Annotated in this window: 2 protein-coding genes; one reads left to right on the forward strand and one right to left on the reverse strand. The window is 58.5% G+C overall.

Annotated features, from left to right (window positions below; translation table 11 throughout):
- Positions 1 to 11051 (reverse strand): RHS repeat domain-containing protein (locus tag BM062_RS17625; protein ID WP_139220094.1); only part of this gene is annotated, 11051 nt, incomplete at its 3' end.
- 405 nt (positions 11052 to 11456) lie between these two features.
- On the opposite strand from BM062_RS17625, the gene BM062_RS17630 reads away from it, so the two are divergent.
- Positions 11457 to 12635: a tetratricopeptide repeat protein gene (locus tag BM062_RS17630; RefSeq protein WP_092399214.1), complete on the forward strand. Its 1179-nt coding sequence runs from the start codon at positions 11457 to 11459 to the stop codon at positions 12633 to 12635.
- The last annotated feature ends 39 nt before the right edge of the window (positions 12636 to 12674 follow it).

Genomic DNA, 12674 nt, shown 5'->3' on the forward strand with positions numbered 1-12674 from the left:
GTATCTTGCAGAAGGCGATTGTCAGCGTCGAACTGGCTGGCCTTGTTGTAGATGACGGTGCTGCCGTTATCGGCATATTCAGAATAATTCTGCACCCGGCCCAGCAAATCGTTGCCGCGGCGCGAACGCAATACGCCGTTGATCCGCACATCTTCCAGGTAACCGTCGCTGGTGTAGTCGTATGCCTCGCTGTGGCCGTCGGCATAACTGGCGCTGCGCCGCTGACCGGCAACGTCGTAGCCGATCTGCACGCCATTGGCGCCCAGTCCGATGACGCCGTTGCTGAGCTGCCCCATGGTCAGCACAAAACGGTTCTGGCTATCGTACTTGTACCAGAAGTCTTGCGTTGCCGGAGCGCCGCTGATGGCGTCGTTGTAACTGCTCAATACCCGGCGGCGATTGCCGTTGGCATCGTACTGGTACTGGATGTGCGCCTGCGGATCGACATAGTCGACAACCCGGTTCAGTTCATCGTATTTGATGTCGGCCAGCTGGTAGTAAATCCGGTTTGCCGGCGCGTCGGCTGTGGTGTAGGACTCGCGGGTACGATTGCCCTCTTCGTCATACTCGAAATACGACAGCATATTGAGCGCATGGTCGGTGGTGCTCTTCACATAGCCGTTGGCATAATAACTATAGTCGACATTCTGACCGGCAGTCGAACTCTGGTTCTTCAGGTGCGCGGCATAATCGTAACTATACGTCACCACGTGGCCACCAAAATCCTGATGGCTAGTCGTGTGCCCGAAGTAGTCGGTCTTGTCGCTGGCGCTGCGCGAACCGGTGTAGCTGGTGACTTTCACCCAGCCGCCCACCGGCAGGCTGCCGACGCCGAGGATGGTCTGGTCGTAGCTATAGGTGTAGGTGACCTCTTGTCCAGCATAACTGCGCGTGCGGATGACCCGGCCATCGGGGTCATAGTCGGTGGTTTCGCGCTGCTGCATCGCGTTGGTGTGGCTGATGCGGTTGCCCAGCGTATCGTAAGTGTAGCTATCCACTGACGATACGGCTGTTGGGCCAGGATTACTCGCAGTGCCAGGCTGACGGGCCGCATGAACAACCTGGATCAACCGTCCTGCCTGGTCATAGGTATTGGACGTGACGCGTGTCAGCTCATCGGTCGCTGTGCGCAGATCGCCAAAAATGTCATAGGCATTTGTCTTGCTCCCGCCGTCGGCGTGAAACTCTTTCGTGATCCGGGTATTGTTGCCTGTTGCATCGCCAAATCCGGCGAGCTGCGTCATGCTGTTCAGGTTGCCGTTGGCGTCACGTACGCCAACCAGGTGGCTGGAAGCATCATAGTAGTACTGGGTAGTCGGCGTCGCCCGGATGATAGTGCCGTTTTCCAGCGTCACATTGGTTTCAGGGGCCTGCTTACTGACCAGTTGACCCATCGTGTCGTAAGCCAGCATGACGCGGTTGCCACGGCCGTCGATTTCGGAACTGACATCACCGAATGCATTGTGGACCTGGCTGCGATGGATGGCGGCCTGGGTATTGGGGATGTCCGGTGCGGTATTGTTCAAGCCGGTAACCGTCCATTGCAGCTGCCGCACAGCGCCATTGCGGTCGGCGCCGATTTCCAGTGTCCCTTGGGCGCGCGGATTGCCGCCCGACACGGCGACCGGCTGGCCGCTGGCATCCAGCAGGCTGTAAGCATATTCCAGGCTCAAGCTGCCGCTGGCCGGACGAAGCGCATCGACATTCCAGATAAAACTGCCGCCCGCTGTTCTCGACAAGGTGACGCTGCTGTAAGCGCCGGTAGAACCGGCGTTGCGATACTGCAGCACCAGTTGCGCGGCATTCGCCACCGGCGGACTGAAGGTAATGGTGGCGGGCTTGGCGTCGTTCTGGTGCGACAACACTAGGCGATCTGAACCTAGCTGCAATGCGCCATGTGCGGCATTGACAATGGCGCCGCCGGCATCCATGGTCTGGTAATTGTAGTCAACCACATAATTGCTAAAACGGTCAGGCACCAGGCCGCTGGCATCCCAGTTGAATTGCTGGTGGACGGCGTCCCAGGTCAGGTCGGCGCTGCCGCTGGCGCCGCCACGCACCGAGTAATTCACATGCATGGTGGCGGCATTGGCCGGCTGGCTGCCGAAGGCGACGTTTTCCGGGAGGCTGGTCCATGAGGTCAGGTCTGAAACCCAATCGCCGGCAACCAATGAACCGCTGGCGCGATTGAGCATGGTGCCGGTTGCATTGGCGCCGGTATAGGTTTCGATCGAGTACTCATAACTGCCGCTCCAGCCGATGGTCGATATCATGAACCAGCCGGGGGTGTAATGGCTGACCAGGCCGGTGCTGGCGGCGCCAACCACCTGCGTGGTCCAGGCTTCGCCCGAGCCGACATGACGGTAGCGGATCCGCATCGAATTGGCGGCAACACCTTGTTGCGTGATATTGAGTGTGTATTCCGGCCTCACCAAATTGTCCCTGGACAGGAACGCTTGACCGCTGCCGCCAACCGGCTGCGCCTGCTGATACATGCTTGGCGTCGTGCTGCTGGTGTTAAGAGGGCCGGCCTCCGAGTTCAGCACGGTGCCGTCGGCCGCCAGGGCGACGTATTGGAACAGCCAGTTGCTATCCGGCCAGCCGCTCCAGTCGGCGCTAAACCAGCCCGCTATTACGCCTCCATTGCTGTTTTTCATCGGTTGCGGAGTAAACCAGGTCCACGGCTGGTTTGTGCCGAGGGGACGAATCATCGCGATGATCCGATCGGTCAATGGCGACTGCGCCTGGAATTGGATCACAGGTGTGGTGTTGGCCGCGCCAGTGGCCGTGTCATCGTACGAATACGTGCCCGAGGCATGATTCGGCATGGCAATGGTGGTTCTGGCGATCAGGAACTGGCTATTTGGCGCTCCATCGGGGGTGTCCTGGTACACCTCGACCACCAGCGATGTTGCCCCGCTTCCCGCCGTTGTCCAGGAGGCGTGAGATTGCGTAAACGTGAGTGTCCCGGTACTGGCGGAAACAGCGGCAGCATATTCCCCTCCGTTAATCTTGACGTGGAGATTGCCACCGCCATAACGCAGCGAGGGAGGTACCGTGATGCTGTAAGAACGCGTAAATACCGTCGGCTGGCCGACGGTATCCATCGTTTCTTTGGTGCTCCTGAAACTAAAATTCACGGTTTCCATCTTGCTAATCGCGACTGCCCCCTGTACTGCAGGCGGCGCCGTCGCCTTGCTCTCGGTCGCTTTGGTCGGCCCCAGGGTCACACTACCACCACTGAAATTGCTGCCGGCCTGTTGTGTCAGGAACTCCTGTATCGTGGCCAGGTTGTGAGCGCTCTGCATGGTCGGCTGATAGGTGTCGACCAATTGGTTGCGCCGGTCGTAGACACTCACCGTCATATGGATGCCGCCAGCGGCAATCGCCGCCTGCACCACAGGATCGGCAGACACACCCTGCGTTTGGCTGATCGCCAGGATCTGCGCCAGTGTCATAGTGCGCATGTCGGCGCCGGCCGACTGGATCAGGACCGTGGCGTTGCCGCTGGCGTCATACAGGTAGACCTTGGTGGCGCCGTCGCCGGCATTGGTTTTCCAGAGTCGGCCTAAGCTGTCGTATTCGGCAAATTCTGCCGTGCTGCCGTTGATGCCCTTGCCGACGACTTCACCATAGGCGTTGTAACGTACTTGATGGGTGTCACTGCCGACAAATTGCTGCTTGCTTGGGTCCCCACCCACAGCCGTCACTTGCTGCCGAGATAGCTCATGATTAGTTGCATCATAAAGAATCACGGTGGCGTCCCAGCGGTTTCCACCATCGGAATTTTTACTTAAGACGCGCGCCTCAGTGACATTGCCCACCGCATCGTAGAAGTATTCGTAAGAGCCGTCGACGCCCTGCGTCGACTTGCGGCCCAAATGACCTGCGACATCGTAGGCGAAGTTGGTGACACGGTCATCCGCGCTGTTCTTGCCACGCACAATCGATTGTTGGACGTTGCCCAGGCCGTCATACACCGTGTCGGTGGTCGGTCGCACCGAGGCGCCCTCAAAATCAATAAAACTGGCGCCTTGCGCCCGCGTCTGCCGTCCCATCGCATCAAAAATCCAATCGCTGACATCACCGTTGGCTTCGGTTTTTTCGATGACATTGCCCAGGCCGTCATAGGCGTAACGCGTGGTCGCGGCGCCCGTGGCTGTCACTAATCCCCCAGATCCATTGATACTGGAAGTGACCAGGTTGAGCCTGCTCTGCGTCAGCAAACGATTGACAGGGTCGTAACTGGAAGTGGTGATGCGATCATTACTGTTGCTGCCGGCATTCTGTGCCAGCTGGCTGACAACACTGTCAGTAGTAGGCACAATAGATAGCCGATTGGCGTAACGGTACTCCACGGTGACGCTGTCATTCTGGTCGCGTGTCCAGACTGTCAGATAGTTTTCGGCGTCGACTTGCGCGATCTTCTTGCCCACCTTGTTATAGTAGGACAAGGTTTGATTACCCATGCCGTCGCTCTCGACAATCACATTACCGAGTGCATCGTATATACGCGAAGTCGTAATCGAACCGGTATAGATGTTCAGGCTGGTGCCTCCGATCGGCCGCTGCGCAAAGGTAGCCCCATCGATCAACGTTTGCACCTGGCGATTGCTCTTGTCGTAGCTGTAATTCGTCTGCCGATAATTGTTTTGGTTGACGGCAGTAGGCAATGTGCCGCCGGCCGGCAAAACCACCGCATCGCCATAAACCCGGGTGCTGGTCATATTGCTGGCAGCATCGTAGCTCCACACCGACAGCGTGCCGGCGGCGCTCAGCTCGGCAATCTTGCGGTTGGCGGCGTCGTAGTACCAACTGGTGCGATTGCCATTGGCGTCCGTGTAGGAAGTCTTGTTACCTGCCGCATCATAGGTCCAGTGCTGGGTCGGACTTCCAACCGACCATCCCTTGGCGTCGCGGATCGTGACCGCATCGCCGCTTTGGGTGATCAGGCGGTTATTCTGATCGTAAATGTAGTTGGTGGTACGCTGCTCCGGCAACCCTGCCGCTTCAATCATTTGCGTACGGTTGCCGCGTGCATCGTAACTGTACTGTTTCACGACAGGCACCAGTACCCCGGCGCTATTGCGCGAAGCGATCGGCAGGGTTTCGCTCAACAGCAGGCCGCGGCCGTCGTAAGTGCTGGTGGTAACACCGCCTACCTTGTTTTGATAACTGATGCGGTTTCCCGCGCCGTCATAACCGAACAACTCGAAATTGCCCTCCGCATCTGTACTCTTGACCAGACGATCGTTCTGGTCATATTCCAGCTTGGTAGGCGCATCAGCCGCGCCGGCAGTCAGCGCAGGCTGGGCTGATGTCGACAACGGGCCGTTGACCGGTGTCGCGTAACGCACCACCAGACTTGGCTTGCCCGAGGCGGTATAACTGGTCTGCGTGGCATAACCCAGCGGATCGATCTGCAGCACGACGTGGCTGTCCTGGTCGTAGTAGAAGTAACCGGCATTGCCCAACGGATCGATGATCTTGACTGCATTGCCGAAAGCGTCGTATTGCGTCGTCGTTACCGCATACTGCGGCGTCTTGCCGTCCGCGCCGTCATTCAAGGGTACGGACGTGGAGACTTTTCTGCCCAGGGAATCGAATTGCTGGGTCGTGGTGTAGCCGCGTTCGTTGGTGATGCTGATGGCGTTGCCCATGGCATCGTAGCCATAGATGACGGTGCCTGAAGCAGCTGTGCCGGCGGCCTTGGTTTGCTGGATTACTCGGCCGGCGGCGTCGTACACATAGACCGTAACGCTGTCATCCACTGCAGGAGCGGTTATAACCGGGATAGCGACGGATTTCGCATATCTGACGGTTTGCGTCACATACCCATTGGCGTCATAAATCTGCTGCGTGACAGCGCCCATGGCGTCGACGCTATAGATTCGCCGATTGGCCGCGTCGTACACATAATTGCTTGTTTGATCAGCACTGCTGGAAGAGACTGCGGCCAGATTCGTCGTTGCCGTCAGCGGCCCTGTCAACAGGGTTACATAATCAGTCCGGCGCACCACGTTATTGTTGTTGTCGTAGCCAATCTGGCTGGCTGCCCCCGCCGCATTGGCGGTATAAATCAGGCGATTGGCGCTGTCGTAGACATTCACGATGTGCCCATCGTGGACAGGATCAGCAATGCTTGCCAGTTGCTGTGCCATATTCACCATCGTCGCCGGCTGCCCCACCGGGATCGTCTTGGCATAGGTAATCCGTTCGACGCTATTGCCGTTGCCGTCGTAGTGCTGCTCGACGACCGCACCGCTGGCATCCACGATGTAAATCGCACGCCCCAAGGCATCGTAGGCAATCTGCGTAATCCTGTCGTGCGCTGCATCGGTGGCTGGCGCCGGCACCGTTGCAGCACTTGCCTTGAGAGCGGCAAGATCGTTTGCGCCAAGGCGTGTCGCATAAGCGAGCCGTTTGACGACATTGCCATTGGCGTCGTAGCTGTTCTGCGTCACGGCGCCAGTGGCGTCGATGATCCACGTCAAGCGGCCGTCGCGGTCGTAACGACGCAACTCTGTCGCGTCCGTTGCATTGCTCGCCAGCCTCGATTGGATGTCGGCCGGCACGGGTGCCGCCGACAAGCCGGCGAGGCTGATCGGTGTCGCGTATCTGGTGGTTTGCAGGACACGGCCGTTGGCGTCGTACGTTGTCTGCGTCACATCGCCTTGCGCATCGACAGTGAAGGCCAAATGGTCATTTGCATCGTACACATAACGCGTCACATTGCGGTTCGGATCCGTCACCGTGACCGCATTGCCTTTTTTGTCGTAACTGGTGTTCGTCGTCAGGTTCAAACCGCTGGGATCGACATGCTGTTCGATGCGACGCCCCAGGTTATCGTAGACATATTGCGTTACCGTGCCGCCAGGGCTGGTCACGGTCAATACGTTGCCGCTACCGTCGTAGCTATATTGCGTCGTCAGCTTCAAGCCGGCTGGGTCGAGCGTCTGACTGAGCGCCTGCCCTTTCAGGTTAAAACTGATCTGCGTGGCCACGCCATTGGCGTCCGTCGTCACGACTTGCTGGCCCTTGGCGTCGTACTGGTATCGCGTGATCAGGTTCAAGCCGTTCGGATCCACCTGGCGGGTGAGCACACGATTGGCCGCATCAAAGCTGAAGGCTGTGATCGTGCCCCTGGCATCGATGGTGCTGATCAGACGATTGGCGTGATCGTAGGTGCCGCTAGTGGTTGTCAGCGGGGTTACTGTCGACAGCAGGTTACCGTTCTTGTCATAGCTGTATTGGGTCACATTGCCCAGGCCGTCAGTGACGCTCTGCGTCTGGCCATTGCGGGTCTTGACGGTCGTCACCACCACGCCTTCCGGCGTGGTCAAGGTGGTGCTGCGCGCCGTCGTGCTGTAGCTGTAGCGCGTCACATTGCCCAGGCCATCGGTCTGCGTCAGGGTGCGATCAAACGCGTCATACGTCGTCGAACGCTGCGCATTCAACGGCTCCACCGTTTGCACGATTCGCCCCAGGCGATCATAGCTCTGGCTGCGCACGTTGCCGTTGGCGTCCACGCTGCGGATTATCCGCCCGAACGCGTCGTATTGGGTCGACGTGGTCGCGTTCACGCCCAGCGGATCGGCGACGGTTGCGACTACCAAGCCGCGCCGGTCGTAGCTACTGGTTTGCGTCAAGGCGTGAGTCGCATCGATATTGGTGGTGCTGGAGACCCGCTCGCCAAAGGCATCGTAGCTATACGTGGTGATGTTCTTGAGCGCATCGGTGCTGGTGGCCAAGGTGCCGTTGGCGTTGTACGTAAAACTGTTGACACTATCCAGACTGCTGTTGCGCACGGCGTTCAGTGCGCTGGTCAATGCTGCGCTTACCAGCCCGCCGGCCAGGCCGCTGGTGCTGATCCGAGTACCGTACTGCACCGTGGCGACCAACTGGCCCAGGCTATTGTATTGTTTCTCCGACACCTCGCCCAAGGCATTGACTGTCTGTGTCAGGCGATTGTCGACGTCGTAGAAGAACAGGGTTTTATTGCCGTTCTGGTCGGTCGTGCTGGTGCGCCGTCCAGCTGCATCATAGGTATGGGTCAGGCCATAGCTGGTCCAGATGGCGTCGATCTGCGCCTGCGTCTGGTTGCCCGTCAGCTGTGCATTGCCTTCAGCGCTCAACTCTCCCGTCAGACGGCCCTGGATGTCATAACGGGCACTGATGGCGCGCACATCGCTGGTGCCTGCGGCACGGATAGTCTGGCTCAGGTTGCCGGCGTTGTCATACATGTACTGCGTGACCGTGCCTTCCGCATTGGTTTGCTGCTTGATGCGGTTCAAGGCGTCATAGTCTGTCGCCGTCACATGATCGTCGGCGCTGGCCGCAGGACGTACGTCAGCTACCGTCGTATTGGCCGCTACCGCTGCCGTCACCTTGTTGGCGTAACGCACGGTTTTAACGACATTGCCGTTGCCGTCGTAGACCTTCTCGGTCAGATAGCCTTCGCCATCGATTTCTCCGGCAATCTGCCCCTTGCCGTTTAACAGCAGTTGCGTGACGATATCGCCGGTACTGGCCGCAGGCAGCAATTGCGCCAGCGTCCCGGCAGCGCGCAGGCTGGCATCGACCTGCGTTGCATAGCCCACCCGGCTGCCCACATGGCCCGCGCTATCGTAACGCTGCTCTGTAAGATAGCCTTCCGCATCCAGTGTGGCGCGTAACAGCCCATCGTTGTCATAGAAACTGCGACTGGCCCGGTCTGCATCCGATGCGGTTGGCGCAATGCTGTTCGCACTCGGCGCACTACCCAGATTGCTGGTATCGACCAGGCTGGCATAACTGATGGTACTGACCAGGCGAGATGCGCCATCGTAGCGATATTCGCTCACCAATCCCGGCTGGCCGTCAACCGTCTTCGATAAGCGATTTGCACTGTCATAGGCGCGCCAGGTCTTGTGGTCGGCGCTGCTTGCAGCAGGACGGACCGTCGCCAGTGTGGCCGCCGTCAGGTTGCCCGCCGCGTCGGCCAGTTGACCGATATCGATGGCGGTTGCATAGGCAATGGTTTGGGTGAGCTGGTTGTCCTTGTTATAGAGGTATTCCGTCACGCTGCCGTTGCCGTCGATATCGGCTACCTTGCGGCCGTCATCGTCGTACAGGATGAAGCTGCGCACGCCCGTCGGGTCCTGCGTCATGCGCAAGCGGTCGTCGGCATCGTAGACATACTGCGTCGTGCCCAGCACTTGCCCGGCATTGCTTTGCTGGACACTGACCAGGCGGCCAGCCTGGTCGTAGGCGCTGATGGTCGACAGCCCGTTGGCCTGCGTCACCGTGGTCTTGTGATTGGCGTCGTCGTAGCTGCTGATGGTCAACTGGTTGGCGGCATCCTTGCTGGTCAGGATCCGGCCCAGACCATCATAGGTAGCTTGCGTGAGTCCGCCGCGCCCATCGGTCGTATTCAACAGCAGCCCAGCCTGGTCATAGACGTACTGGATCACCGTCTGGCTGCCATTGGCCACGCCATTACCTTGGGCATCGACCGCACTCCAGCTGGAGGATGTCTGCAATTGCCCACGTGCATCGTAGGCCATGTCCGTACGGGTGATCTGCGTTGGATTCTGGCTGCCTGCCCACGTGTTGAGTGCCGCTTCAGTGGGCACATCAATTACGGCCAGATTCGCTACCCCATATGTTGCACCGGCATATTGGATGCTGCTGGTACGCTCGCCGTAGCTGTTGTAACGGTATTCGGTGACGCGCCCTTCCGCACTCACCACAAAGCGCAGCTGGTTGTGGTTGCTGCCGTCATAGATATAGCGTGTCGTCAGCGGTATGCCTGGCTGCCCCGCGCCGGCGCCATCCGGATCCGGCACCAGATAAGTCGTTTCCGTCACCAGCTGGTTGTTGCCGTCATACGTCCGCGTCACCGTATTGCCGGCAGCGTCGCGCTGCAGGATCTGGTTGCCGTTGCCGTCGTACTGCATGTCGATGGCGTGATTCTCGCCATCGACCACCTGGATCACGTCGCCTGTAGCGTTATAGCTGAAACTGGTGCTGGCCGTCACGCCAGCCAAGGGTGGTGTCGTGATGCGGGTCAGCTGACCCTTGCTATCGTAGTCGTAGAGTGTTTTAAGGCCCAGCGGATCGATCACCGTGGTGCGGCCGCTGGCCGTATCGTAGTTATAGCTGGTGACATGGTTCAGGCCGTCCTGCACGGTCGCGATCCGGTAATCGGCGCCGACCTGGACATAGGTAAAACTCTGGCTGCTGCCATCGCTCTGCGTCACGCTGGCCATCCGCTTGCTGTTGCCGTCGTAGGTATAGGTCGTCCGGTAGACCTGGTTGTCGGAGATGGCGTTGTCGGCTGGCGTCAGGTCCAGCGTCACGGTCGATAGCCGGTTGCTGGCGTCGTAGCTGTAGCGCACCCGGGTAAGGGTGTGGCCGTCGGCAGTGACGGTGCGGATCTGGCTCAGGTTCGTGCCGTTGTAGTCATAGTATGTGGCTTCGCCTGCGGCATCCGTCACGCTGGCCAGCAAACCGTTGGCGCCGTAACTATAAGCGATGGTATTGCCGTTGCTGTCGGTCGACGACAGCAGCCGGCCCGAACCGCTGCCGTCGTAGGTTTCCTTCAGGCCGCTGCTACCGTTAGACCAGACCAGCTGGCCGTTCCCGGCATTGACGCTGATCGTATTGTAAGCGCCGCTGCCGTCGGTGCTGACATACAGCTGGCGGGTGCTGTCATACAGATAAGTCGACTCAGAACCGTCGCGTCCGGTTCGCACGATACTGCTGCCTGCCGTCGACAAGCTGCCGTTGATCCGCAGCTGCTGGCTGTAGACGCCATTGGACCAGTTATCGCCGTTGTCGTCGGTGAACTTGCCCTGGCTGTTATAAGTGCGCAGCGCCGCGATATCGATGCCGTGGTTCACCAGCATGTCGTCGCGGTCTTGCAGGACCAGGTTGCCGCTGAAGACATTGACATAGGTCAGCTCGCCATTACGGCCCTGGGTAGCCACTCCTTGCACGCCACGCTGGCCCAGCGTGTTCATCGAAGTCAAACTCACACCGAGGCTGTTGCCGCTGACGATCGCTACCATATGTCATCCTGTCTTCAGAAAGTATTGTGCGTATGCCTCAGGAAACCAAAAAAAACAGTTCCTGACGCTGCTCCTGTCCAATACATCCTTGCTTCACAGAATTTGTTTAGCGTTTTTTAAAATATTTTTACGTATTTCTCTTTAGGACACTTAAAAATGACATTTTTGCAAAATTCCAGCAAATAACGGACAGCGCTAAACTTTTCTGACTACGGCTGGATATATTAAGTAGACAGCGCCAAACAGGTGGCAGCCCCCCCCCCTGCGAAAATACTCAGATATAGGTGGAAACCTCTGCAAATATTGGGCAATTCACTGTTTGCCGTTTTACAATGAGTACAGAACAGAATCGATATTGTGATTTTTGCAATTTCGGTCAAGCCATAGCCAACAGCAAGGAAGTCAATGAGCGCAATTCTTTCCCAAACCAGTCAAGCCAACTCTGAAGGCAGCAAGCGCCTCGACCGGTTGCTGGGCTTTCTGCATAGCGATCCGCAAAACGAAAACTTGCGCGCCGACGTCTTCGAACAGGCGTTCAGCCTTGGCAATGAAGAAGTCGCCGAACAACAGATCGCCGTCGGCCTGGAGCTTGGGCGCGACCCCAACGCATGGCGCTTCCGCGAAGCGCATTTGCGAATGGCGCAAAGACGTTTTGAAGAGGCCGAAGAATTGCTGGCCATATTGAAGCAACAGATGGGTCCGCACCCGGCAATCTCGCATAACCTGGGGTTCATCGCCGCGTTGCGAGGTGACTACAAGACATGCTTCGAAGAACTGGAACCCTGGACCAGCAAAGATCCCGACGTAGAAGTTGATCCTGCCATACAGACGCTGTGGCTGAAAAGCCTGCATCATTTGAGCAAGCTGGACTTCGCCTTGCAATGGGTGGGCCAAAGGCGGGCACTAGTCAAGCTGACGCCGGCGGCTATCGGCGTGGCGAGCCTGATCGCCATCGATGCCGATCAAACCTTCAAGGCGAAAGAACTGGCTGGCCAGGCCCTGGCGGCCGGTGATGCCAGCCTGGAAACCCTGCTGGCGCGCTCTGCCGTGGCGCTGGCTGAACGTGATACCGCGGGCGCCCACCAGTATCTGCTGCAGGCTATGCACAGAGCACCGGACAACGGCCGCTGCTGGTCGACCTTAGGGCTCACGCAAATGCTCGAAATGAATATAACGGCGGCTCGCCAAAGCCTGAAAAAGGCAGTCGCCTTGATGCCCGGCCATATCGGAACCTGGCATAGCCTGGGCTGGGCCTGCCTGGTGGACAAAGATATCGACGCAGCGCAACAGGCGTTCGAAGCAGCCATGCAGCTGGACCGCAATTTTGGCGAAAGCCATGGCGCCTTGGCAATCATCGCAGCAATGCGCGGAGAGAGAACCAGCGCTATCGAACAAATCAGGCGCGCTACCGGCCTGGACAAAAACAGCTTGTCGGCAGGCTATGCACAAGCCGTCTTGAACGGCGAGACCGCCGATCCGCGGTCTTTGCAAAACGCCATGCACGGGCTGCTGAGCACTCGCCTGGCCCCGATGGGTGAACCCATGCTGGATTTGCTGCCGACTCTGCCGAATATCAGAAAATAGGCCCTTCGAATTCCAGATTTCCGCTTCCGACCATCCGCA

It is taken from the genome of Collimonas sp. OK412 (genome assembly GCF_900112135.1).
GTDB lineage: Bacteria > Pseudomonadota > Gammaproteobacteria > Burkholderiales > Burkholderiaceae_D > Collimonas > Collimonas rhizosphaerae.